The organism is Prosthecobacter sp. Pr1 (assembly GCF_057652315.1).
The window spans coordinates 278,501-303,592 of sequence record NZ_JBYFBS010000004.1; the positions used below are offsets into that span (position 1 = coordinate 278,501).

Annotated in this window: 21 protein-coding genes; 9 read left to right on the forward strand and 12 right to left on the reverse strand. The window is 59.9% G+C overall.

Translation table 11 applies throughout. The features are described from left to right. The first annotated feature begins 323 nt into the window (after positions 1–323). From AC24GY_RS08745 to AC24GY_RS08755, 3 genes are all read left to right on the forward strand, one after another. Positions 324–1,355, forward strand: a complete 1,032-nt coding sequence (locus AC24GY_RS08745) for a hypothetical protein (RefSeq protein WP_422320788.1) — start codon at positions 324–326, stop codon at positions 1,353–1,355. A 51-nt stretch (positions 1,356–1,406) separates the two neighbouring features. After that, positions 1,407–1,886, forward strand: coding sequence for a YpsA SLOG family protein (locus tag AC24GY_RS08750; RefSeq protein WP_487682062.1), 480 nt, complete (start codon positions 1,407–1,409; stop codon positions 1,884–1,886). Positions 1,887–1,979: 93 nt separating this feature from the next. Continuing rightward, positions 1,980–3,296 (forward strand): sodium:proton antiporter, encoded by a 1,317-nt coding sequence (locus AC24GY_RS08755; protein WP_487682064.1) that lies wholly within the window; start codon positions 1,980–1,982, stop codon positions 3,294–3,296. Between the two features lie 421 nt (positions 3,297–3,717). On the opposite strand, the gene AC24GY_RS08760 is transcribed toward AC24GY_RS08755, so the two are convergent. Both AC24GY_RS08760 and ilvE read right to left on the reverse strand, forming a co-directional pair. After that, on the reverse strand, positions 3,718–4,533 hold the full coding sequence (locus AC24GY_RS08760; RefSeq protein WP_487682066.1) for a L,D-transpeptidase family protein: 816 nt from the start codon (positions 4,531–4,533) through the stop codon (positions 3,718–3,720). Between the two features lie 65 nt (positions 4,534–4,598). Then, positions 4,599–5,486, reverse strand: coding sequence for a branched-chain-amino-acid transaminase (ilvE, locus tag AC24GY_RS08765; RefSeq protein ID WP_422320279.1), 888 nt, complete (start codon positions 5,484–5,486; stop codon positions 4,599–4,601). 115 nt (positions 5,487–5,601) lie between these two features. Between ilvE and AC24GY_RS08770 the strand changes: the two genes are divergently transcribed. From AC24GY_RS08770 to AC24GY_RS08785, 4 genes are all read left to right on the forward strand, one after another. Beyond that, positions 5,602–6,570 (forward strand): 3-hydroxy-5-phosphonooxypentane-2,4-dione thiolase, encoded by a 969-nt coding sequence (locus AC24GY_RS08770; protein ID WP_487682068.1) that lies wholly within the window; start codon positions 5,602–5,604, stop codon positions 6,568–6,570. A gap of 94 nt (positions 6,571–6,664) precedes the next feature. Further along, complete coding sequence (locus AC24GY_RS08775; RefSeq protein WP_487682070.1) at positions 6,665–6,979, forward strand: DUF3817 domain-containing protein; 315 nt, start codon at positions 6,665–6,667, stop codon at positions 6,977–6,979. Then, on the forward strand, positions 6,943–7,482 hold the full coding sequence (rnhA, locus tag AC24GY_RS08780) for a ribonuclease HI (protein WP_487682072.1): 540 nt from the start codon (positions 6,943–6,945) through the stop codon (positions 7,480–7,482). Before AC24GY_RS08775 ends, rnhA begins: the two co-directional genes overlap by 37 nt. A gap of 44 nt (positions 7,483–7,526) precedes the next feature. Further along, positions 7,527–10,187: an MGH1-like glycoside hydrolase domain-containing protein gene (locus AC24GY_RS08785; RefSeq protein WP_487682074.1), complete on the forward strand. Its 2,661-nt coding sequence runs from the start codon at positions 7,527–7,529 to the stop codon at positions 10,185–10,187. Here AC24GY_RS08785 and AC24GY_RS08790 read toward each other — a convergent pair. Next, positions 10,184–11,083: a LysR family transcriptional regulator gene (locus tag AC24GY_RS08790; protein WP_487682362.1), complete on the reverse strand. Its 900-nt coding sequence runs from the start codon at positions 11,081–11,083 to the stop codon at positions 10,184–10,186. The two genes, AC24GY_RS08785 and AC24GY_RS08790, sit on opposite strands and share 4 nt — an antisense overlap. Positions 11,084–11,208: 125 nt before the next feature. Here AC24GY_RS08790 and AC24GY_RS08795 point away from each other — a divergent pair, with 125 nt between their 5' ends. Further along, positions 11,209–12,858 (forward strand): MFS transporter, encoded by a 1,650-nt coding sequence (locus tag AC24GY_RS08795; RefSeq protein ID WP_487682076.1) that lies wholly within the window; start codon positions 11,209–11,211, stop codon positions 12,856–12,858. On the opposite strand, the gene AC24GY_RS08800 is transcribed toward AC24GY_RS08795, so the two are convergent. The 4 genes from AC24GY_RS08800 to AC24GY_RS08815 form a co-directional block, all read right to left on the reverse strand. Next, positions 12,821–13,813 (reverse strand): choice-of-anchor A family protein, encoded by a 993-nt coding sequence (locus tag AC24GY_RS08800; RefSeq protein WP_487682078.1) that lies wholly within the window; start codon positions 13,811–13,813, stop codon positions 12,821–12,823. The two genes, AC24GY_RS08795 and AC24GY_RS08800, sit on opposite strands and share 38 nt — an antisense overlap. A 277-nt stretch (positions 13,814–14,090) precedes the next feature. Next, positions 14,091–16,076, reverse strand: coding sequence for an NAD-dependent DNA ligase LigA (gene ligA / locus AC24GY_RS08805; RefSeq protein ID WP_487682080.1), 1,986 nt, complete (start codon positions 16,074–16,076; stop codon positions 14,091–14,093). A 278-nt stretch (positions 16,077–16,354) separates the two neighbouring features. Beyond that, on the reverse strand, positions 16,355–18,010 hold the full coding sequence (locus AC24GY_RS08810) for a hypothetical protein (RefSeq protein WP_487682082.1): 1,656 nt from the start codon (positions 18,008–18,010) through the stop codon (positions 16,355–16,357). Continuing rightward, on the reverse strand, positions 18,007–18,777 hold the full coding sequence (locus AC24GY_RS08815) for an ABC transporter ATP-binding protein (protein ID WP_397385986.1): 771 nt from the start codon (positions 18,775–18,777) through the stop codon (positions 18,007–18,009). The genes AC24GY_RS08810 and AC24GY_RS08815 overlap by 4 nt, the downstream gene beginning before the upstream one ends. Before the next feature lie 139 nt (positions 18,778–18,916). Between AC24GY_RS08815 and AC24GY_RS08820 the strand changes: the two genes are divergently transcribed. Further along, on the forward strand, positions 18,917–21,232 hold the full coding sequence (locus AC24GY_RS08820; protein ID WP_487682085.1) for a secretin N-terminal domain-containing protein: 2,316 nt from the start codon (positions 18,917–18,919) through the stop codon (positions 21,230–21,232). A 350-nt stretch (positions 21,233–21,582) separates the two neighbouring features. Here AC24GY_RS08820 and AC24GY_RS08825 read toward each other — a convergent pair whose 3' ends face one another. From AC24GY_RS08825 to AC24GY_RS08845, 5 genes are read right to left on the reverse strand one after another with little or no spacing between them, the layout of a single operon-like run. Continuing rightward, positions 21,583–22,395 carry an MlaA family lipoprotein gene (locus AC24GY_RS08825; protein WP_487682087.1) on the reverse strand — a complete coding sequence of 271 codons (813 nt, stop codon included), beginning with the start codon at positions 22,393–22,395 and terminating at the stop codon, positions 21,583–21,585. Continuing rightward, complete coding sequence (locus AC24GY_RS08830; protein ID WP_487682088.1) at positions 22,392–22,961, reverse strand: MlaC/ttg2D family ABC transporter substrate-binding protein; 570 nt, start codon at positions 22,959–22,961, stop codon at positions 22,392–22,394. Before AC24GY_RS08830 ends, AC24GY_RS08825 begins: the two co-directional genes overlap by 4 nt. Then, a complete protein-coding gene (gene mlaD / locus AC24GY_RS08835) occupies positions 22,958–23,437 on the reverse strand; it encodes an outer membrane lipid asymmetry maintenance protein MlaD (protein ID WP_487682090.1) in 480 nt (159 codons plus the stop codon). Before mlaD ends, AC24GY_RS08830 begins: the two co-directional genes overlap by 4 nt. Beyond that, complete coding sequence (locus tag AC24GY_RS08840; RefSeq protein WP_487682092.1) at positions 23,434–24,243, reverse strand: ABC transporter ATP-binding protein; 810 nt, start codon at positions 24,241–24,243, stop codon at positions 23,434–23,436. Before AC24GY_RS08840 ends, mlaD begins: the two co-directional genes overlap by 4 nt. Before the next feature lie 2 nt (positions 24,244–24,245). Then, on the reverse strand, positions 24,246–25,022 hold the full coding sequence (locus tag AC24GY_RS08845) for an MlaE family ABC transporter permease (RefSeq protein ID WP_487682094.1): 777 nt from the start codon (positions 25,020–25,022) through the stop codon (positions 24,246–24,248). Positions 25,023–25,092: the final 70 nt, after the last annotated feature.

Consider the following 25,092-nt stretch of genomic DNA (forward strand, 5'->3'; position numbering starts at 1 on the left):
CCGTAAAGCGGCGCCTATTGAACCTTGCGCAATGGACTGACAAGCAGAGCATTTCTGCTGGAAGTGGACTCAGTGCCTGAATGCGGCAAACTCGCAGCGGGGCTCATTGCAGACGCTGCTGGCGGGATAAAAGTGTGGCGGAGTACTGGGTTTGCTTCCCAGAGTGGCTGCCGGAACCCAGGGGAGCACTCGCTAAAGCTCGCCCCCCCTAGGCTATATGACGGAAGGCCGTTGGCCTTCAAGGCAAGGAAGTCAGTCTATCGCACAAGCCTCAAATAGGTCCGCCTTGATAGTTGGAACGCGAAGTGCGACACAGCGCCGGCATGAACGAGATCACCAAGCGCAAAAACTTCATCCCCGTCACCGATGAGCTGATCGAGTACCTCGATCAGTTCGGGCGCTGCTACTCGCTGCCCACGCAGTATGATGAACTGCGCAACTTCTCCGAAAGCTACCCTCTCTTCGACAAGGAGGGCAATGCCACCTACTGGAGCAGCGTACTTTATCCGCGCGAGCTGCAGAAGGAGCTCTATCCCAAGCTCACCAGCATCTACTCGCAGCTCCGCACGGGGGACTTCCATGCGGTGCCGCACCTCTTCGTGGAGCGTGTAGACTACTGCGAATTTGGCAACTCCCGCCCCTTCCGAGTCCGGGTGGTGAACCAGTACAATGACAACTACGACCACTTCTACGTGAAAACTGCGGACGCCTCCCGCGTCTATGGTCTGGAGCTGGAGCACCTGCTCTCCCCGAACCGCATCAACTATCTGATGCACCGGGGCGGCACCCTGGTGGAGGAGCACATCGCCGGTGTGCCGGGAGACGCCTTCATCCGCGACTACCTGCAGCGTCCTGACTTCAACGGTGTCCGTCTGGCCAAGGAGTTCGTGAAATTCAGCGAACGCTGCTTCATCCGCCTTCTGGGCGACATGCGCAGCTACAATTACGTGGTGGACATGACGCCTGACTTTGAGGAGGTGCAGTACCGCGTGCGTGCCATCGACTTCGACCAGCAGAGCTATGAAGGGCGCAAAAGCCTGTACCTCCCGCAGTTCTTCAAAGAGAACAACCCGGTGGTGCAGCTCTGCTCCTCCTGCCTGAACTACCCCACGATGAAGCAGTACCAGGAGGAGGAGCGCAGCCTCATCTCCCGCCGCTACCTCTCCGAGCACCAGCGCATCACCTCCCTGCTGCACTGCATGAAGAACAATGCGGTGGAGCCCTTCGAAAAGGTCGTGCAGCTCCGCTCCGAACTGGGTGAATACCACAACTCCCATCTGTTTGATTCCTGCAAATCCATGGGTGAAATCGTGGAACGCAATCTGGACCTGATGCTGGGACGGCACCTGGAATAAAGCGAGATCGTGCTTGCCGTAGACGCAGTCCTGATTTCTTCTGAACGTTCCATGGCTTTCAAACTTGTCATCATCACCGGCGCTCAGATGGGCGTCGAACGCGCCGCTCTGGAGTGGGCGTTGAAATACGAATGTCCCCACGGCGGCTGGTGCCCGAAGGGCCTGCTCGGATCTGCGGAAACGCTGGACCCGCGCTACAAGCTCAAGGAAGGCGAGACGGAAAACGTGCTGGAGGCTGTCAGTTCCAACGTGCGTGATGCGGAAGCCACCCTGGTCTTTACCCTCGCCGCCAAGGCCGCAGGCACCGCCCAGAAGGCCGTCAGCACCGCCCGAAAGTTGAAAAAGCCCGTCCTTCACGTGCACCGCGGCATCCTCGGTGTTTCTGAGAAGATCGTGGCGTTCATGGACAAGTATTACATCCGGCGCATGCACATCACCGGGTCCGCAGACACCGATGAACCCGGCATCAGCGACTGGGCGATCGGCGAACTTGAGAAAGCCAAGGGCATGCTGGACCGTCGTCCGGAGTAAGCTCTCCCCAGCCTCTTTCCCGAGGATTTTACAGCTTTCGGCCCACCGATTGCGTCTATCCACCTGTACATATCTCCAGCCATTCCCTGCTGCATGTTCATCCTCGCCAATGCCCCCGCCCACGCCGCACTGCCCCCCATGGGCATGCTGGCACCATTTGCCATCCTGCTGCTCTGCATCGCCCTGATGCCGCTCTTTGCGGCGCACTTTTGGGAGCATCACTACCCAAAGGTCGCCGTGGGGCTGGGCCTGGTCACCACCGCCTACTACGCCTTTGTCCAGAACGACTGGCACCCGCTGCACCATGCCGCGCATGAATACGTCAGCTTCATGGCCCTGGTGGGCTCCCTCTTCGTCATCTCGGGAGGCATCAACATCCGAGTCAAGGGCGAAGCCACCCCGTTCGTCAACACCCTCTACCTCCTCATCGGAGCCGTGCTGGCCAACTTCATCGGAACCACCGGAGCCTCGATGCTCCTGATCCGTCCGTGGATCAAGATGAACAAGTTCCGCATCACCCATTTCCACATCGTCTTCTTCATCTTCATCATCAGCAACGTCGGCGGCTGCCTCACACCCATCGGCGATCCGCCGCTCTTCCTTGGCTTTTTGCGTGGCGTTTCCTTCTTCTGGGTGCTGCAGCACTGCTGGCAGGCCTGGGCGCTTGCCGTCACCCTGCTGCTCGTCGTCTTCTTCATCTTCGACACGCGCAACTTCTCCCGCATCCCCAAGGAAATTCGTGAAATGGAAACAGCGCATGAAGACTGGCTCTTCCGCGGCCTGCTGAACATCCTGTGGCTCGGTGTGGTGCTTGCGGCGGTCTTCCTGCCCAAGAGCGTTCAGGAGACCACCCTGCTCGGTGTCTTCTCCATCCCCGCCCTGATCATGTTTGGCGCGGCCGTGGCCTCCTACTACACGACCAAGCCGGAGGTGCATGACGCAAATGACTTCAATTTCGGCCCGGTCAAGGAAGTCGGTTTTCTCTTCGTCGGCATCTTCCTCACCATGATCCCCGCGCTGCAGATCCTGCAGAGCGGCGAGGCGCTGCAGATCAACTCGCCCATGCAGTATTATTTCACCACGGGTGCGCTTTCCGCCTTCCTGGACAACGCCCCCACCTACCTTTCCTTCCTCGCCGCCTCGATGGGCCAGGAGCATCTCTCCGTCGATTCCCCCGCCGACGTGATAAAGTTCGCGGCCGAGCATGCGGCGCATCTCATCGCCATCTCACTGGGCGCGGTGTTCTTCGGAGCGGGCAGCTACATCGGCAACGGTCCCAATTTCATGGTGAAAGCGATCGCGGACAAATCCAAGGTCCATGCGCCCTCTTTCCTGGCCTACATGTTCCGCTTCTCGATTCCCATCCTGCTGCCCATTCTGATCTTGGTGGGATGGGTCATGGTGAAGTGAACCGAAGTTCCAAGGTAACTATCCAGGTCCCTGAGGAGCCAAGGTGAGCTCCCGAAATTTCTCCCCTCACCCAGCCTCTCCCCGAAAGAGATATGGAGCAACGGAGCCGTGGGCGGGGAGAGGAGATTCGCGCTGGAGCACTTGGAAACTTCATCGGAGCCGCAATGCGTCCCCTTCTCCCCGTCGAGGGTATGGCTTGGGGCATGTCTTCTTCAGGGAACCATAGCGAAGCGAAGATAGACGAAGTCAAAGGCTGGGTGAGGGGCAACAGAAAACGTCGGGAGCGCACCTCGGCCTCCCCGCTAGCGAATCCACCCCCCTTCCCCTTGCCGACTTTTGAGGGGGACTGAATAGTCACCTACCATTTCGGTTCCCGCTCACCGAACTTGGAAGTTCGGTTTACGTTCCGGATTCGAAGGGGCTACTCGTTCAAATAGATCGTGGCACCGCGTGGGGGTCTGCGAGTCCATTTGAACCATGAAGGCTTGCTGGCATCCACAATCGCCCGGCGCACCGTTGTTTGGGGCTTTGCTGCTGACTTCGGCTTCGATTCTGCAGCCGCTGCAACTTTCGCCTTTTTGGCAGGACGTTTGGGCTCCACCGTAGCTACATCGGGAATCGTGTCGACGCCGATAGGGATCGCGCTTTCGGTGGCGGCGAGCGAGCTTTCACCAATGATTTGGACTGGTGTTCCCGGCGGCGTTTCCTTGAAGAAGATGGCGGCCATTTTGGTGGGCAGGCGAATGCAGCCGTGAGAGGCCGGATACCCCGGGAGATACCCCTCATGCATGCCGATGCCGCCGACGATGCGCATGAAGTAGCGCATGTTGGCTCCGATGTATTTAGTCCCCGGGGGCGCAGGGTCGGTGCGGGTGTCCACATCTCCCTGCACAACATTACCTTCCTTGTCCACGTAGGAGCCGAAGAGCGAGGAACGATGGTCGATGTCTTTGTCCAGAATGCTGTATGAGCCGGTCACCGTACCATGGCTCTCACGACCTGAGGAGATCGGCGAGACTCCGACGAGTTCCTTGCCCTTGTAATACTGCACGCGCTGGGTGCTGAGATTGATGACGATCCGGGGACTGCCCACGACGCCATCGCCCTTCCACCAGGCGCGGCTGCTGAGTGGATTCTCCGCGACGGGCTTCGAGCTTGAACAGCTGAGAGCGGTCAGGGACCATCCCAGCAGCAGCAGCCATCTGCAGCAGCGGGCGAATGGAGTCTTCTGATTCATTCTGGGGGGGGACTTGCATTTAGCGCGCCATCTTCCAACCGGAATTTGGCGCAGCGATCGCGACCTCATGCATAGGTGACCGGAGTGCCGGTGCTGTTTGCCAGCGCCTTGAAGCGCTTGGTCAGCTCCTGTGTCAGCTTGCCGGGGGTGCCGTCGCCAATGGGGCGGCGGTCATACTTCACGGCGGGGATGACTTCAGCGGCGGTGCCGGTGAGGAAGCATTCGTCGGCGGTATAAATGTCAAAGCGGGTCATGACGGCCTCGGTGCAGGGCTGGCCCATTTCCGCGAGGATTTCCATGACAGCACGGCGGGTGATGCCATCCAGGGCGCCGGAGGAGATCGGCGGGGTGGTGACCTTGCCGTTTTTCACGATGAAGACGTTGTCGCCAGTGCATTCGGAGACGAAGCCCTGATCGTTGAGCATGATGCCCTCATCGCAGCCGGCCTGGAGACATTCGATCTTGGCCATGATGTTGTTGAGGTAGTTCAGGCTCTTGACCTGGGGGCTGAGTGCGGCGGAATTCGGACGGCGGGTGCCGCAGGTGATGAGCTCCAGACCCTTCTCATAGCGCTCTGCCGGATACAGCGTGATGCTGCTGGCGATGATGAACACGCTGGCCTTCGGGCACTGGTAGGGATTCAAACCAAGGGAGCCCACGCCGCGTGTGATGACGAGGCGGATGTAGCCGTCTCGCAGATTGTTGGCGGCCACGGTGTCGAGCGTGGCTTTTTCCATTTCCTCAAACGGGATGGGCACGGTGAGGCAGATGGCCTTGGCGCAGTCGTAGAGACGGTGCAGATGCTCGGTCAGGCGGAACACGCGGCCATTGTAAATACGGATACCCTCGAATACGCCATCCCCATAAAGCAGGCCGTGGTCGAAGACGGAGATCTTCGCCTCGGATTCAGGAACAAGCTTGCCATCAAGGTAAATGAGTAGATTCGCGGACATGGGGCGCGTAGAATCCACAGGCAGAAGGGTTTTGCAAGCTCTGGCAATGTGCTTGCGCAGGACCGATTCGCGCTCATCCTGAGCGCCCCGTTTAACCCGTACCCCTGAAATTACCATGGCCGACATCCAAACCAGCGCTGCAGACAAGAAGGAAAAGGAATTCTTCACCGACGTCCCCCAGGAGGCCCCCGGCTTCTTCCTCAAGGGCTGCCACCAGTACGACTGGGGCCTCAAAAACCGCCTCGCCAAGGTCTTCAACCCCAAGGACGGCCGCACCGTCATGCTCGCCTTTGACCACGGCTACTTCCAGGGCCCGACCACCGGCCTGGAGCGCGTGGACCAGACCATCCTCCCCCTGGCCCCCTACGCTGACTGCCTGATGCTCACCCGTGGCATCCAGCGTTCCGTGATTCCTGCCTCCACGACGAAAGCAATCGCCCTGCGCGCCTCCGGCGGCACCTCGATGATCAGCCCCATGGAAGAGTGGGAAGGCGAAATCGACGGCAAGAAGGCCAAGTTTGTCCGCCCCGGCTTTGAGCCCCTCTCCAACGAAAGCACCGCTCTCAACATCGAAGAAGCCATCCGCCTCAATGCCAGCATCCTCGCTGTGCAGGTGTTCATCGGCAGCGCGTATGAGCGCCAGTCCCTCAAGAACCTCACCGACCTCGTCGATGCCGCCAGCCGCTACGGCATCGCCGTCATGGGCGTGACCGCCGTGGGTCGTGCGATGGCACGCACCCCGCAGTATTTCCGTCTGGCCACCCGCATCATGGCGGAACTGGGCGCGAACGTGGTGAAGTGCTACTACACGGAGAAGGAATTCGACACGGTGACGAGCTGCTGCCCGGTGCCAATCGTGATCGCCGGTGGCAAGAAGCTGCCGGAGCTCGATGCGCTGAAGATGTGCGCCAATGCCATCAAGCAGGGTGCGAGCGGCGTGGACATGGGCCGTAATATTTTCCAGAGCGATGCTCCTGTCTCCATGATGCAGGCCGTGCAAGGTGTGGTGCACGGCGGGCTGAATGCGAACAAGGCCTTCGAATTGTACAACGACCTGAAGAAGAAGGAGCTGCGCAAGAAGTAAGCTGTCTTCGAATTCGTTTCAAAACTCCGATCGTCGCAAGGCGGTCGGAGTTTTTGCTTTCGAGAAATTGAGAACCCGTGCTACAGCCCCCTTGATGAAACACCCTGTCTCCTTTCTGCGCAGCGTCGGCCTGCTCGAAGCCATTTCGTATTTGATTCTGCTCTTTGTCGCCATGCCGTTGAAGTATGCCTGGGGGATGCCACTAGCGGTCAAGATCGCGGGTTCGGTGCATGGCGGGCTGTTTGTGCTTTTCTGCATCGCGCTGTGGCGGGTGCTGATGCACACGGGGTGGCCGTTTAGCCGGGCTGTGCTGGTGTTCATCGCCTCGCTGCTGCCGTTTGTGCCCTTTTTCATCGACCGCCGCATGCGTGCATGGGCGGCGGCGGACTCCACCCAGACGCCGGCGTGAAGAAGGTGCTCATTCATTCCGACGGCGGCTGCCATGGCAACCCCGGCCCCGGTGGCTGGGCGGCTGTGCTGGCCTATGGCAAGCATGTGCGCGAGCTCAAAGGGGGCGTGCCTGCCACCACGAACAACCGCATGGAGCTGCAGGCTGCGATCGAGGCGCTGCGCATTCTCAAAGAGCCATGCCAGATCGATTTTCACACCGACTCGCAGTATGTGCGCCAGGGCATCAGCCAGTGGATCTCCGGGTGGAAGCGCAACGGCTGGCGCACCAGCAACAAGCAAGCGGTGAAAAACGCCGACCTCTGGCGCGAACTCGATGCTGCAACCGCCATGCACAAAATCGAGTGGCACTGGGTCAAGGGCCATGCGGGACATACGGAAAACGAACGCTGCGACGAACTGGCGAACGAGGCCATCGCGGCTGTCAAAGCACGTTACACATCGCAGCAATTGAAGGCTCTGCTTGAGAAATTTAAGGCGGAGACAGAAGCGCAGCTGCTCTGACGGCTGCTTGCACTGCGGTGGGCATGAACTAAACACTCACACGCATGTCCGCCATCACTCCAGAACATGAACGCCTGCGCGCTGACCGCGAACGTCAGGGCAACTGGAAGCGCTGGGGGCCGTATCTGGCCGAGCGGCAGTGGTCCACCGTGCGCGAGGACTACTCGGCGGATGGGGATGCGTGGGCTTCTTTTCCGCATGAGCAGGCACGTTCGCGCGCCTATCGCTGGGGCGAGGACGGACTGCTGGGCATCACGGATCGCCAGTGCCGACTGTGCTTTGCGCTGGCGCTGTGGAATCACCGCGACCCCATTCTCAAAGAGCGTCTGTACGGCCTGACCGGGCCGCAGGGGAATCACGGCGAGGATGTGAAGGAGCTGTACTACTACCTCGACTCCACGCCGACGCACTCTTACATGAAGGCGTTGTACAAGTATCCGCAGGGTGAGTTTCCCTACCAGCAACTGGTAGATGAAAATGCGCGGCGCGGGCTGGCGGATCCTGAGTTTGAAATCACCGACACGGCGGCGTTCGCCGAAGAGCGCTACTTTGATGTCTTCGTGGAGTATGCCAAGGCAGCGGCTGAGGACATCTGCATCCGCATCACGGTGCACAATCGCGGTCCGGAGGCTGCGGCGCTGGACGTGCTGCCCACGCTTTGGTATCGCAACACGTGGTCCTGGGAAGAAGGCTCGGCCCGGCCGCAGCTTGCTCTCGTGAACGGCGTGGTGGAAGCGACGCATGTTGGCATGAAATCTCCGATGGCGAATGATCTCGGCCAGCATCGTTTGCAGGCGTTGACCTCGAGTGACGGTGTGCAGCCGCAGTGGCTTTTCACTGAGAACGAGACGAATCAGAAGCTGCTGTTTGATTCGCCCAATGCATCGCCCTACACCAAGGATGCGTTTCATCGTTATGTGATCGGGGGCGAAGCTGGTGCGGTGAATCCGGCGCAAACGGGAACTAAGGCCGCCGCATTGTACCGGCTGAACATTCCTGCGGGTGGAAGTGTGACGCTGCAGCTGCGCCTGTGTGAGCGAGCGATGACAACGGCCACGGAGTTTGATGCTGTCTTTGCGCAGCGCATTCTGGAGGCGGATGCGTTTTACCAGACGATCATCGCTTTGAATCCGGTGCAGGCGCAGATCCAGCGACAGGCGCTGGCGGGGCTGCTGTGGTCGAAGCAATTTTATTATTACGTGGTGTCGGAGTGGCTGCAGGGAGACCCAGCGTTTCCGCCGCCACCCGAGGAACGGCTGTCTGGGCGCAACCAACACTGGCAGCATTTGTATGCGCGCGATGTGCTGTCCATGCCGGACAAGTGGGAGTATCCGTGGTTTGCGGCATGGGACGCCGCCTTTCACATGCTGCCGTTTGCGGAGCTGGACCCGGACTTTGCCAAGGAGCAGCTGCTGCTCTTTCTGCGCGAGTGGTACATGCACCCGAACGGCCAGATCCCGGCCTATGAGTGGAAGTTCAGCGATGTGAATCCGCCGGTGCATGCGTGGGCCTGCTGGCGTGTGTATAAAATCGCAGCACCTGCCGGGGAGCGTGACCGCGAGTTTTTGGAGCGCTGTTTTCAGAAGCTGCTGCTCAACTTCACGTGGTGGGTGAACCGCAAGGACAGCGAAGGGCACAACCTTTTTGCCGGTGGTTTTCTAGGTCTGGACAACATCGGCATCTTTGACCGATCGCAGCCGCTGCCGGACGGGCAGCGGCTGGAGCAGGCGGACGGCACGGCGTGGATGGCCTTCTACGCGCTGACCATGCTGAACATGGCGCTGGAACTCGCGCAGCGGCCCGACGGCACGGTGAACACGGCGTATGAGGACATGGCCTCGAAATTCTTCGAGCACTTTGTGCAGATCGTCGATGCCATCAACAGCATCGGTGACGAGGGGCTGTGGGATGAGACTGACGGCTTTTATTACGATGTGCTGCATGATGATGGCAGGCCCACGATCCCGCTGCGCACACGCTCGCTGGTGGGCCTGCTGCCGCTCATCGCGGTGGAGCTGCTGGATGAAGGACGCATCGCCAAACTGCCGGGATTCAAGAAGCGCATGGACTGGTTTTTGCATCATCGCGCGGATCTTGCCCATCACGTGAGCTATTGTATGAAGGGTGGTACGCATGGGCACCGACTGCTGGCGATTCCTTCGCGTGAGCGTCTGGAGCGACTGCTTGGCTACCTGCTGGATGAGAAGGAGTTTCTGTCACCTTTCGGCATTCGGTCCCTCTCCAAATATCATGAAGCGCATCCTTACACGCTGCGCCTCAATGGTGGCGATCTGACTGTGAGCTATGTGCCAGGGGAAAGCGATAGTCACATGTTTGGCGGTAACTCCAACTGGCGCGGTCCGGTGTGGTTTCCCATCGCTTATCTGATTGTTGAGGCCTTGGAACGTTACCATCATTTCTATGGCAGCGACTTCACCGTGGAACTGCCGACTGGCAGTGGTAAACGGGTGACACTGCAGGGTGCGGCCAATGAGATCTCGCGGCGTTTATGCCGCCTCTTTGAGCCGGACGCCAACGGCCACCGCCCCTGCCACAATGGCGATGCCCGCTACGCCAGCGATCCCGCCTGGAAGGACCTGCTCCTGTTCCATGAATTTTTCCACGCGGATAGTGGACGTGGCTGCGGGGCCTCGCATCAGACGGGATGGACGGCGCTGGTGGCGCGATTGGTGAGGAAGAGCTAGAGTCGCTTGTCTCCGCAGACCGCACGCACATGAGTGCGCAGCCAGCGATGAGCAGCGTCCGCATCGAGCCGGGGGTGCCAGAGCATCGAGACTGTGAACTCAGGCGTGGCGACCGGCAAGGGGAAGGCATGCATGCCAGTGCGCAGGCTTGCGGTGTGGCGTTCAGGAACACTGGCGATCAAATCGCTGTCCCGGGCCAGGGCCACTGCGGTCGCAAAGCCGCTGACAATCGTGGCGATCTCCCGCTGCAATCCGAGTGGTTTCAATGCGTCGTCTATCGGGCCGGTTTCGTGTCCTTCGCGGGATACCAGAATGTGCTTTCCGGCAGCGTAGCGGGAGGAAGTGATCCGCCCTTTGCATAGCGCGTGTCCCATGCGAACGACGCCCACGAGGCGGTCACGGAACAAGGCCTGTGTGCGCAGCTCGGGCCCCGTGGTTTCGTCCACCACGCCTGTTTCCAAATCTACCGCCCCTTCGCGCAGGGGTGCGCTGTCTTTGTCTGGCTTTGGCACAAAGCGTAGGCGCACACCGGGGGCTTCTGCTCCGCAGCGGGCAATGAGGGCGGGGCCGAAATTTTCCACCCATCCCTCGCTGGTCCGAAGGGTGAACGTGCGGACCAGACGTTTGAAGTCCAGTTTCGCGGCGGGGCGCAGGACTGCGGCTGCATCTTCCACGAGCTGCCGGACTCGTTCGCGGAGTTCGAGTGCGCGAGGAGTGGGGACCAAACCGCGTCCAGCGCGGACCAGCAGAGGGTCGCTCGTTGCATCACGCAATCTTCCCAGCGCACGGCTCATCGCTGAGGGGCTCAGCCGCAGCCGCTTTGCCGCCCGCGCAACGCTGCCTTCTGCAAGCAGCGCATCGAGGGTGAAGAGCAGATTGAGATCGGGGTTCGACATGGACGATGCCATCATGCCTTGATTATGACATGGCGTCAAACGCACGAATAAAGTGCAAACCGTGCGTCTTCCGCATGTCTGGCCAAGGGCTATCCGTCTCGTGCCTCTCAGAAATCACGAACCCTATGAAGACGTTGATTGAATCCCAAGATTTGAAAATCGCTGCAACCGCAAAACAGCGGCCGTCCGTGCGTTGGGCGCTCACCGGCCTTTCGTTGAGCATGCTGCTGTCATCGCTTGGGACGAGCATCGCCAATGTTGCGCTGCCGTCGTTGACCCGGGCGTTCAGTGCATCGTTACAAGAAGTCCAGTGGGTGGTCCTGGCCTATCTGCTCGCCATCACCACGCTGATCGTCAGCGCCGGGCGTCTTGGAGACCTCGTGGGTCGGCGGCGTCTGCTGCAGGCGGGCATCTTGATTTTCACCTTGGCGTCCATCGCAGGAGGAGTGTCCACCACACTCTGGATGTTGATCGCCGCCCGTGCGGTGCAGGGGCTTGGTGCAGCCATCATGATGGCGCTGACGATGGCGTTTGTCGGTGAGATTGTACCGAAGGAAAAAACCGGCCGTGCCATGGGGCTGCTGGGCACCATGTCCGCGATTGGCACGGCTCTTGGCCCGTCGCTCGGTGGTGTTCTGATTGCTGGGTGGAGCTGGCGTGCGCTTTTCGTCATCAATGTCCCGCTTGGTATCGTGGCCTTGCTGCTGGTGAGCCAGCACCTGCCAGGGGAGCGCCGAGGGCCGGAAAAGAAACTCCCTCGTCTGGACCCTCTGGGCACGCTGCTGCTGGCGATGACTCTCACGGCCTACGCGCTCGCCATGACACTTGGGCGTGGTCAATTTGGAACGATCAACATTGCCCTGCTGCTGGGGGCGGCGGTGGGATTTGCTCTATTCCTGCGTGTGGAGTCGAGAGCGACTTCGCCTTTGATCCAGTTGTCTCTATTTCGTGATCCACAGCTGAGTGCCAATCTGGCCATGAGCGGGATTGTCTCCACGGTGGTGATGACGACACTTGTGGTCGGGCCGTTTTATCTTTCACGCGCACTGGGGCTCGACTCGGCCGTGGTGGGCATGGTGATGTCTGTCGGGCCGCTGGTCGCAGCGCTGACGGGGGCGCCCGCTGGTCGCATCGTGGACAGGTTTGGGACCCAACGGATGACTCTCGTTGGGCTCATCGGCATGACGGGTGGTTGTTTGATTCAATCCTTGCTTCCCATGGCGGCTGGGAGCAGCGGCTACATCACGGCCATCAGCATCATCACCGCAGGATACGCCTTGTTTCAAACGGCGAACAACACGACCGTCATGAGCACGATCTCTGCGGAGAATCGAGGTGTCATTTCCGGCATGCTCAATCTTTCGCGCAATCTGGGGCTCATCACCGGGGCCTCCGTCATGGGGGCGCTGTTCGCATTTGCAGCGGGAAGCATTCACCTCACGCAGGTGCCTCCCGCCGACGTTGCCTCGGGCATGCGGTTTACCTTCGCCGTTGCGGCAGAGCTGACCATCCTCTCACTCGCCATCGATATTGGCAGCCGAATCATCGCAAGACGCACCAAGGGTTCAGAAAGCTGTGGGCAGCGGAGGGACCAAGAGGATGCCTCCTGCCTTCCAATCATCTCCCAAAAATATCGGCCTCTGCGCCCCTCCTCACATCAAGCTCCATGGCTTGACGAGTTTGTTACCTGCGTCTTCAGGCATCACCAAACATCCTCTCCAGCCTGCGCCAGACCCGTCAATATTTCCCACTCACCAGACGGCGGTTCCGCATGATCAGAAAGAGACCGCTCGCGGCAACGATCAAGACGGCGCTGCCAGGCTCGGGAATGGCAGCGGTGTAGCCTTCATAGGCGTAGGCCATGGTGCTGTTGCTGTCCGGAAGATGCACTTCAGCAGAGGTGGTCAGGCTGTTCGCCACCACAAGTCCGTCGATGTTTGAGGAGGTCGTGATGGATGCGTAGGGAGCTAGGATGGCGCCATTGAAGTTGTGAGCATTGAAGTTGATGGTGGTGGCCTCGTAGAAGTTCCACAGGATGTGCCCCTGCCAGTAGTTGCTGTTAAAGTTGCCCACCATGTTGCCGTTGCTCCAGTTCACGGAGGTGCCGCTCACATTGATGATGATGTTGAAGGTATTGGCATCCACGTTCAGATCGAATTGCTGGCCATTGGGATTGTCAAAAATGGAGGCCGCAGTCACAGCGAAGACCGCCACACCGTCGGCACCTGCCGTGGCATTGAACGTCGTGGGGCCGGGGGAGCCTGAAGGCAGGGTAACGGTGCTGTCCACCAGCATGGTGCTGAGGGCCTGTGACTCCGCGATGGAGTAACCCCGAATCTCGTTCAGCGACGCATCAATGCTGTGGTCTGCCACCACGGAGCCACCGCCGTTGAAGTTGATGGCGCGACCATTGGTGCTGCCGTCAATGTAGAGGCTGCCGCGCTGCAAATTCAGCGGGTTGCCACTGACGAGATTGTTCCCCACTACGAATGAGCGGTCGCTGGACAGCACCGTGTTTTTGAGGTGGATGCCCAGATTGGCAGAATTCATTCCCGTGAAGTCATTGCCCACAAACGTCCGTCCCTCGATGTCAGAGGTGGTATAGAGGTTGTTAAAGATTATCGCGTTGTAGTTCCGGTAATCCAGACTCTGAGCTTGAACCGAAACCCCTGCCAGCGCAGCAAAGAGGAGGCTAACGATTGAGGCCGTGTGACGATAGATATTTTTCATACAATTCACAAATTAATCACAAAGATGATAATTTGTGATGATTCGATAGTAGTAATAAGTAATATCCTTCGGCAATCAACCGCATTTTGATAATTTTTTCATATTTGAATATTAAATATGATAATTTATTACAATACAAGAGCCCTAAAGAATCATTTACCTCCAAATGGAGGTAGCGGCCCACCTCAAAGTCTGGAGGAGAATCACCTAGATACCCTTGGTTCGGGGGCAGTGATTGAAGGCAGAGCGGGTGGGATCAGGAGGCCCCATCCCCTGTTCAAATCATCCCACGAAACTCAGCCTCGCTCACGATCTTCACGCCGAGCTTTGTGGCTTTGTCGAGTTTGCTGCCGGCGTCTTCACCCGCTAGGAGATAGGTTGTTTTGCCGCTGACGCTGCCGCTGACTTTGCCGCCGTTGGCGCGGATGGTGTCGGCGATGGTTTCGCGGTCTTCGCTCAAGGTGCCGGTGATGACCCAGGTGGTGCCGTTGAGTTTTTCGGAGGCGGCGGTGACGGTCTTTTGAGTGAAGTTAAGACCTGCGGCGCGCAGGCGGTTGAGGAGGGTGACGTTGTGCTCCTCGCGGAACCAGGCGTGAATGCTCGGCGCGACGATGGCACCGATGTCGGGGCATTGGGTGAGGTCTTCCACGCTGGCATTGGCGACAGCGTCGATGCTGCTGAAGTGTTCGATGAGCTTGCGAGCGCCACCGGCGCCGACATGCAGGATGCCGAGGCCGAAGACGAGCCGCCAAGGGTCCTGCTGCTTGCTGGAGGCGATGGCTTTGAGGTAGTTGTCGATGCTCTTGGTGCCGACGCGTTCGAGGCGGGCGAGCAGCAGTTCGTTGAGGTCGTAGAGATCGGCGACATCTTTGACGAGCTTGAGCTCGACCAACTGAGCGATGACGGATTCGCCGAGGCCGCTGATGTCCATGGCACCGCGGCTGACGAAGTGCTCGATGCGGCGTTTAACGACTTCGGGGCAGTGCGGATTGGGGCAGCGGATGACGACCTGCTCTTCATCGCGATGCACGGCGGTGCCGCAGACGGGGCAGTGCGTGGGCACGGGCACGGCGGTTTCAGTTCCAGTGCGCAGCTCCTTTTTCACGGAGACGACGGCGGGGATGATCTCGCCAGCTTTTTCGATGATGACGGTGTCGCCGACGCGGATGTCCTTGCGCTCGATCTCCTCGTAGTTGTGCAGGGTGGCGTTGCTGACGGTGCTGCCGCTGACGAGGACGGGCTCCAGGCGAGCCACGGGTGTGAGAGCGCCGGTGCGTCCCACCTGGATGTCGATGGCGGTGATTTTGGTTTCCGCCTGCTCGGGCTGATACTTGTAGGCGATGGCCCAGCGGGGAGCTTTGCTGGTGGCACCGAGTTCGCGCTGATCGGCGAAGCTGTTGACCTTGATCACTGCGCCGTCCGTTTCGTAGGGCAGTAATTTGCGTTTTTCGTCGAGCTCACGGATCGCGTGCAGCAAACCTTCGGCGCTGTCAGCATGCCAGATGAGATCGGCTTTGCGCAGTCCGGCGGCATCAAGCAGTGCATAGACGTCTGTCTGCGAGTCCACCGCGCTGGCTTCGACTAGGCCGTAAAAGACAATGTCGAGCGGCCGCTTCGCGACGATCTTTGGGTCCAGCAGCTTCAAGGTGCCAGCGGTGGAGTTGCGGGGGTTGGCAAACAGGGCCTCGCCGGCTTCTTCGCGTTCCTGATTGAGTTTGGCAAAGCCTGCCTTGGGCATGAAGACCTCGCCACGCACTTCGAAACTCTGCGGGCCGTCTTTGGGGAGTCGCAGCGGCAGGCGGCCGATGGTTTTGAGATTGTTGGTCACATCATCGCCGGTTTGGCCATCGCCGCGCGTCGCGCCGTATTTCAGAATGCCGTTTTCGTAGCGGATGGTGATGGCGACGCCGTCCACCTTGGGCTCGATGACGCAGTCCACTTTTTCGCGGCCCAGGCCTTTCTGCACGCGGGCGAAGAAGGCGCTGAGCTCCTCCTCCGAATAGGTGTTGTCCAGGCTCATCATGCGCACAGTGTGCGTGATCTGCGTGAAGCCTTCGAGGGGCGCGCCACCGACGCGCTGGGTGGGAGAATCGGGCGTCTGGAGATCGGGGAATTTCGCCTCGATGTCCTGGAGTTCGCGCAGGAGGGCATCGAACTGCTGATCGCTGATTTCAGGACGTGCCTCGACGTAGTAGAGGCGGTTGTGGCGGTGAAGTTCGGCGCTGAGAAAGGCGGCGCGGCTGGCGGCTTCGGCGTGGGTCATGGTATCGCTTTGAATAGCCGCAAAGCAGCGCAGGGAAACGAAAAAACGATCAGAGAGATTGTGTGAGCTTTGGGCTGGCGCAGATAATTAATTCAAATCGCCCTCTGAGCGGCACAAGCGTGCATGAACTGGCTGATCAGCTTGGTTCGGAGTAGCAGGGGATTGCGGAGCGCCGCACAGAGGATTGCCTTCGGCGCGCTTCGCGAGGTGCGGACCACTTTGCTGGCGCCTGATGCGGCGTTCCAGACATTGCGGCTGTGCTATCCTGACTCTCTGCTTTACTCTGGCTGCGCCACCCAGGGGGTGTCGCGCATGAGGTATTTCATGAGGACGGTGGCTCCGAGCATCACCAGGGCTTCCAGAGCGAGGAAGATGGCGAAATGGCCGATGTGCCACATCCAGCTTGAGAGACCGCCGATGATGCCGGCGGCGGCCATGGAGGCCCCCATCATGAGGCAGCCGGCGCTGGTGTTCTTGACGTCTTCGGATGGTTTTGAAAATGGCAGCCACTGGCCCATGAGGCCGGTCACGAGGGAGAAGGTGGGCAGAAACATCATGGCTGGCAGGCTGAGCGCCAGTGGTGTCCATGAGCGCTGCAGGCCGCAGATGAGGGCGGTTTGCAGGATGAGCACGGGGAAGCTCAGCCAGCAGAGCACGGCCTTGCGTGAGCCATGAAAGAGCGGGCTCCAGTGCCGCAGCGGTGCCACATAGAAAAAGGCCGCCGCACGCCAGTGCTCGGAGCAGCCGAGGAACATCATGGCCTGCAGGGATACCATGCCGAGAAAGCAGGTGGCAAAGCCCTGCACCATCATCGCGCCATCAGCGCCGCCCTTGCCGCCGGAGAAGAGCATGACCAGCGGCATGATGAGCATGGGCGCGATGCCGGGGTAGAGCCGCAGCTTGATCTCACGATCACGAAAGAGATAGGCCGTGGTGAGCTTGAACGACTCGCGCTCCACGGGATCCCGCAGCCACCAGTGCAGCAGCGGAAGTTTGACGATGGCCGCCAGCCAAACGCCGCGTGGCTTGGTGCGCTCTTTGGTCGTGCCGGCAGACTCATTCAAATTCATCAATCCCTGGCCGTAGGCGCTGCCGAGCTTTTCCAGCGCCAGCCAGCTCGTCAGCGCCGTCACGGCCACTGCGAGCCCGGCAGGCAGCCACATGGTGGAAGTATTGAGCGTGGTGCCGCTGAGCAATGCATCCAACGCACCGAACCAGATCGGCGGCAGCGCCAGCATCCAGCCGGTGATGTGGTCGAAATGCTTGAATGCCTCCAGCTGCATCACCCGAGGCATGATCTGCCCGCCCAGGATCATGACCACCGTGAGGAGTGACTGGACGGTGGCGAGCAAATTGTCCAGACGCTCGCGCCCGAACCATTTGAGACAGGCATTGTACACCAGCACGATGCTGGCGGCGGAGAAGAGCATGAGCAGCGCGGTGGAAAACAGATGCGCAGGGAGGAAGCGCCACGTCCCGCCTTTGCTCCATGGGCCGGCGACGAGTCCGGCGAGATTCAGCGCCAGGGCGAGCAAGAAGGCAAAGCCCGCAAGGACCGCACATTTGGCGCGCAGCATCTCCTGCGGAGTCACGGGGCGGTGCAGCAGGATCTCCGCCTCCTCTTTCATGAAGAGCATGGTGCCCGCGCTGGAGGCCAGCGTGAGCGAGGCAAACATCAGCGTGAAGCCATGCAGCGTGCACGCAAAAACAAAGGTGTCCGTGAATTTTGAGAGCATCGCGGGCATGAGGCCGACCAGCGCGTAAATGAACAGGGTCAGGCCCAGGCTCATCTGCCGCCGCGTTTTCTGCATGCCTGCCTGCTGCGCCGCACGGCCACGGAAGAGCAGCTTCCAGAACAGGCTGCGCAGCACCTTCGCCGGCGAGGGGGGCCGGCGGCCATGAGTGTGCGGCATGTTTTCGGCGGCGGTGCTCATGACAGCATGCTTTTGGCAAAGGTCTCGGCGCGTGCCTCCAGACCACTGAGGCCGGTGAGCTGGGTGAAGAGCTGCTCCAGCGTGTCCGCCCCGTGCTGGTGCTGCAGGTCGTGCGGCGAGCCTTCCACGAGCAGTTTTCCCTGCGCCATGATGGCCACGCGATTGCACACACGCTCCACGACATCCAGCACATGGGAGCTGTAAACGATCGTCTTGCCTTCGCGCGCGAGGGTTTCCAGCAGGGCTTTGAAGCCGACAGCGGCATTTGCATCCAAGCCGTCCAGGGGCTCGTCCAGCAGAACGACCTTGGGATTGTGCAGCAGCGCGGCGGTGATGACGACCTTGCGCCGCATGCCCTTGGAGTATGCGCCCAGGAGCTTGGTGGTGAGCGTCTGCTCATCGAGCTCAAAGAAATCCAGGAACTGCCGGATGCGCGGCCGGGCCTCGTCCTCGTAGATGCCGTAGAGAGCCCCGATCATGAGGAGAAATTCCAGCCCGGTGAGAGATTCATAGACCGCGCCGGAGTCCGGCACGAAGCCGAGCAGGCGCTTGGCCTCCACGGGATGGGTGGAGACGTTCACGCCGCAGATCAGCGCCGTGCCTTCGTCAGGCTGCAGCATGCCGGTGACCATTTTCAGGGTGGTGGTCTTCCCTGCCCCGTTTGGCCCTAGCAGACCCACGATCATGCCCGGCGGTACCTCCCAGGTCAGATGATCGACGGCGGTTTGAGCGCCGAAGCGCTTGGTGAGACCCTGAATGGAGATCATGGGAGGCGATCATCCATGGCCTGCGGGCGCTTGCAAGGCAGCAATGAGCCCCCCGCGAGAAGCATGAATTTTAATAGATATTAACTAAAACCCTTGCCGCTAAGGCTAAATTCAATATACTGACTGTAATTTCAATAATATGTCGCAATTCCCTTCCCAGCTCCCGACACGCCTGCGCTTCGCCGTGTTGTTGGTGCTTTTGATTCTCGGCATGCGCCAAGCCACGAAGGCTCAGGCCCCTGCCGCGCCGCTGCCTGCGGCCGGAACTTACGTCCCGGTGGGTGAAGGTGCCAGCATCAAGGTCAACTTTCCCAGCGCGCCCATCCAGGCGATCATTCCCTTTTACACCCAGCTCACGGGCAAAAAGCTCATCCTCGACTCCGCCCTCCAGGGTGAGATGCTGCGCATCATTTCCCCGCAGATGCTCACCAAGAAGGACGCCATCGCCTTCATCGAAGCCACCCTGCTGCTCAATGGCTACGCCATCATCAATGTGGATGCGACCACGGCGAAGCTGATCAACCAGGCCGGAGGCAAAAGTCCCACGGCCGATGGCTTGAAGGTGTACAATTCCCTGCGCGACCTGCCGCTGAACGAGGAGATCTGCCACTATGTGCTGCCCCTGCAGTTCGTCTCGGCGGATGAAGCCTCCAAGGCTTTTCAGCAGGTGATCAAACTTCACGGTTACGGAGCCATGACGGGTGTCTCCAATGACACCGCTCTCATCATCACGGAAAACAGCACCACCATCCGCAGCATCTGCGAGATCGCCCAGATCATCGACGTCCCGCCGACGGAGACCTCGAATGAAATGATCAAGCTGGAGCGGTCCGACGTGGAGCTGGTGGCTGAGATCATCAATGAAATCTTTGAGCAGGAGGAAAAGGCGAAGAGCTCCACGACCGCTCCTGCCGCCGCCATGCCGAATGCGGCAGCACGCCCCGGAGTGCCTGCCGTGCCTACCAGCCCTGCAGGAAACGCCAGCACCACCGCGACGAATCCCGCCGCTGCACGCGTCAAAGTTTTCCCGTACCGCCGCACGAATGAACTGCTGGTCATTGGCCGCCCGGTGGACATCACCTACATCAAGGGACTGGTCGAAAAACTCGACAAGCAGAGCGACGGCTCCAATTTTCTCAAGCGCCGCCTGAAGTACCTCGACGTGCTGGACTTTCTCACCGTGGCCTACAATGCGCTGGCGAAAGACACCGACATTCAAGGCAACAACGACGGTGCCATCGCAGGATCTCCGGGTGGGGGAGGAAGCCCACGCCGCAAATCCGGCGCCTCATCTGACTCCTCAGATGACAGCAGCCGGAACAACTCCAACGGCTTCGGCAGCAGCAACAACTCGGCCTATGGTGCGAACACCGGCCTGGGTGGCAGCTTCGGCAACTCCTCCGGGAATTCCAATTCGAACCGCAGCCTGCTCGACAATCCGGAAGACGTGGGCGCCCCCGAGTCCATGGTCGTCGGGAAAACGCTGCTCATCGGCGATCCTCAGTCCAACAGCCTCATTGTTTCGGGCTCCCCTGAGCACATTGCGCGCATCGATCAGCTGCTGGAGGAGATGGATATCCGCCCCCAGCAGATCTATATTTCCGCCATCATCGGCCAGTTGAGCCTGGGCAAGAACTTCAACTACGGCGTCGATTTCCTGCAACTGCTGTCGGATTTCAGCATGAACCGCAACGGGGCGCATGGTTCGTCCACATCGGGAAGTTCCACCACGACGACCGCGTCCAACATCATCGAGTTTCCTGCGAAATTCGGGCAGCTGAATTTCTACGGCCAGATCGGCGCGCTGAGCAACTACATCAAGGTCATCGACAGCAACAACAACTTCAAGGTGCTGGCCACGCCAAGCATCTACGCCAAGAACGCCGCCAAGTCTGTGATCTCCTCGGGTCAGAGCATCGCGGTGCCGGCCAACATCCTGACCAACGGCGCCTTCACCGGCGGTGTTGCGAGCAACAGCGTGAGCGTGACTTATCGGGATGTGCTGCTCAAGCTGGAGGTGATTCCCCTGATCAACTCGGATGACGAAGTGACCCTGAAAATCGCCCAGGTGAATGACAACATCGTCGGTTCGCAGTCCATCGGCGGCAACACCGTGCCCACCATCGGCACGCAGAAGCTGCTCACGGAAGTGGCGGTGAAAAACGGAGCCACGGTCGTTCTTGGCGGGCTGATCACCGAGCGAGTCACCAAAGGTAAAAACGGAGTCATCGGTCTTCGGCGCATTCCGATTCTGGGCAATCTCTTCGGCACCACGCAGAATCAAACCACCCGCGAAGAGCTGCTTATTTTTATCCAGCCCCGCATTGTGCGCTCGGATGATCCGCTCGACACGCCTAATAACATCGAAAGCGGTCGCAGCAAAGTGTATGACGAAGCCATGCAGTTTGGCTCACCTGGACTGGAAAACATTCCACGGGCGCTGCCTGCGCGGTGAGTGAAGGTGGGCGGACTTGGGAGAGGCTTTTTGCATAGGCGTGTCCAAGACGGTCTGCGTGCGGCGATTTGCGGAACTGATTTGTGAAAAGAGAACCAAGGAGACGCTCGGCGGCGGTTGGAGGACCAACCGCCCTACCTAAGCGCAGGAAGTCTGACATGCCTGGGTGAGGCGGGGCTTGCTGCTCGTGGAGGTGAGGCCCCGATTATCGAGCCACATCGGTCCCATGGTTGATGAAGACAGGTCTGCGGACGCAGGGGAATCCTCAACGTGCGGGAACGCTGAGCGATGTGGAAGCGTGAGGGATCGGGACGATCACTCTCCTTCAGCACAAGCTCCGAGCAGGCCGCTCAATTCTTGATGGCTTCAGTACGACTCTGGGTGTAGGCGCTGCGAGCGGAGAGATATGGATCCACGGCATCTTTTGTGATCGTGTCATACCGGTCCAGCTGACCAGGAATGGAGCGCAGAGTGTTGGACAGAGGGGGAACGATGACCCAGTCATGCTTGGAGCGGCTGCCGAACCAGTAGAGGTAGGGCCAGTTGACCGGATTGAGGGCATAGTCTCCGGCGAGGCCCACGGTGTCGCGCACGCTGCTGGGTCCCAGCAGCGGCAGCACCAGGTAAGGGCCGTTTGGAATGCCCCACTTGCCCAGAGTCTGAGCCGTGTCTTCATCCGGCACATTGGCAAGAGCCGGGATATTTTCCGCAGGACGGAAGATGCCGACGACACCACCCACGGTGTTGACGACGAATTTGCCAGTCTCCTGCCCAGCACGCTTGAACTTGCCCTGGAGCGTGCAGTTCACGAACCGCACTGGGTACTTCGCATTCTCAAAGGCGTTGTCGATGCCCTTGCGCACCGGCCTTGGCAGGATGAGTTCATAGCCCTTTGAGATCGGACGGAAGAGGAAGGTGTAAAACTGGTCGTTCACCCAGAAGGTGCCGCGATTGAGCTTTTCAAGCGGGTCGGAGATGTCAGACGCCGTGGCATATTCATCCACTTCGTCATCGCTCTTCGCGGGTTTGTCGGCGGCCTTGCCCTTGACGGCGGCTTCGGTGGTGGGTTTTGCAGCGGTCTTAGTCGCTGGGGTACTGCAATCAGTCAGCAGCGGAGTGGCTGCCAGCAACAACAGACGGAGTGTGAAGACGTGGTATTTCATTGAGGGCGGGAGACAGACTGCGTAAGAGAGCTGATGACGGCATTCGCGCCACCTTTTTTAAATTGCGCATCCAACTGGCTGCGGTAGTTGGCGATGAGGCTCACGCCTTCGATCACCACATCGGTGATGAGCATCTGCTCCATGCGATAAATCACGTTATAATGGCTGCCTTTGTAGACCATGCTCGTGGGCACATCCACACGTCCTGATGCCGGCTCTGTGGCCGCGTGGTAAGTGATGTCCGGATGCTCTCCCGGTGTGAACTTGCTGCTGTAGCTGCGGATGATGAGCGTGGAAAAGAGCTTGGAGGCCTGCTGCTGTTGCGCGGGTGTGAACTGTCTCCAGCCCGGACCCACGGCACGCTTGGTCATGGTTTCAAAGCTGACGTACTTTTGCAGCACAGGGCGCAGTTTCTCCGGCAGGGCGTTGCGGTTTCCGGTGCGGTCGGCCACGGCCAGCACCTCAGTCACGGCGGTTTTCAGGCGGGTCTGGGCTTCGGCGAGCTGAGCGGACACGGCCAGTGGCGCGGCGGCCAAGAAAAGCGGGAACAGAAAACGTAGGGTCATGGGGCGGGGGGTGGGGAGTCTTTGCCTTTTTCAACACTGCCAAAAGCCATTTTGCCAATTAACGACTCCAGATCGACCGAGGACTCAGTCATCGTGATCCGGGAACCAGCAGAAAGGTAAGTTTCATCCGCTCCAGGTGCAAGCGCCACGTATTTGTCTCCGATGAGTCCGGTGGTTTTGATGGAAGCCATCGTGTCGGTGGGCAGTTTCAGCCCGGCCTCCACGCGGAGGGTCACCATGGCAGTGTAGTCGGTGCCATCCACACGGATGCCTTCAACCCGTCCCACGGGGACGCCCGCCACCAGCACACTGCTGCCAGCATTGAGCCCCCCTGCATTGGTGAAGCGTGCCTCCATGACATAGGTGTCTCCACCGAGCATCGATTTTGAGCCGAGCTTCACCGTCAGGTAGACGATGGCGGCGATCCCCAGGAGGACGAAGAGACCAACGTAAAGTTCCAGCTTGGATTGTTTCATGAGTCTTCAGATTGCAGGGCTTCGCCACGCCGTATAGCAGCAAGTGTACGGCCAAGTGCTTCCGCGCTGTCGCGGAAATCCTCCACCATGGCGACGGTGGAGGACGAGAATTCAGCAGGGGTGCCTTCAAAGCACATGCGCCCTTTGTCAAGGAGGGCCACGCGGTCGCTGGCGATCAGCGCTTCGGTCAGATCATGCGTGACCACCAAGGCAGTGAAGCCAAACTGACGTTGATATTTCGCGATCATGGCGAAGACCGCGTTGCGTCGCAGGGGGTCCAGGCCGGCGGTGGGTTCATCAAACAGCACGAGTTCCGGCCGCGTGACGATGGCGCGTGCCAGGGCCAGGCGCTTCTGCATGCCGCCGGAAAGCTGGCTGGGATAGCGGTCCTGATGCGCTTCGAGCTCGATCTGCCGCAGCGCCTCGAGACTGCGTTCGCGGATTTCCTTGTCGGAAAGATCCGTGGTCTGCTCCAGCGGCAGGGCCACGTTTTCCAGGGCGGTCAGGGAGTCGAACAAGGCATTGCTTTGAAAAAGGAAACTGCAGCGACGGCGGAAATCGGCCCGTGCCGCCGCATCGCCGATGCTGAGCAGTCTGCCGTCAAAGTGAATGCTGCCTGAGTCCGGACGAATGACATCGGCCAGGCATTTCAAGAGCACCGATTTACCAGCGCCACTGCGGCCCAGGACGGTCACGAGACTGCCGCGCGGCACATTGAGGCTGGCGCCATCCAGCACGACGTTCTCTCCAAAGCACTTGTTCAAGCCCTCGATGCGCAGCAGCATTGGATTGGAATCAGCACCCATGATCAGACGAGGAAGGAGGTGATGATGTAATCCGCGGCCAGCACAATGATGCTGGACTGCACCACGGCACGGGTGGTCGAGGCACTGACGGCACGCGCGCCGGTGGCGGAACTGCAACGGTGCGCGTTAAAGCCATGGTAGGCGCACAATGAGATGGTCAGCAGGCCAAAAGTGACCGCCTTGATGATGCACTCCCGCACATCCTGGGCTTTGACCGCGTGCTCCACGGAGGACCAGTAAACGCCTGGCTCCAAGCCCAGCAGCAGTGAACCTGAAAGGCTGCCGCCCCACAAACCCACCGTGACAAACAGGGCCGTCTGCATGGGATAGACGACCAGCGCGGCGAGCAATCTCGGGGTGACGAGGTAGGCATGGCTACTCACACCCATTGTTTCAAGTGCGGCGATCTGCTCTGTGTTGCGCTGAATGCCCAGCTCTGCCGCCAGGGCGGACCCTGCCTGCCCAACCAGCATCAGCGCCGCCAGGGCGGGCCCCAGTTCACGTATCAGACTGAGGGAGACGAGGGTGCCCAGCAAACTTTCGGAGCCGAAGCGGTTCAGGACGTAATACCCCTGCAGGCCGAGCACCAAGCCGGTGAACATGCCCACGATGAGGATCACCGGCAGGCAGCGCACGCCCTGCTCAAAACCGGCGCGCGCAATGCGCCTGCCAAGCCGCCGCGCACCCACTGCGGAACGAAAAGACTGCCCTGTAAAGAGAGCAAAGTCGCCCAGTTCATGAACAATGGAGAGTGAGTAACGACCTATGGCGCGCAACATTCGGTGCGGGAACCTTCACCCACGCACCGGAGTTGCGCAACGCCGTAGCGCCTTCCGCCTCAAGATTCTT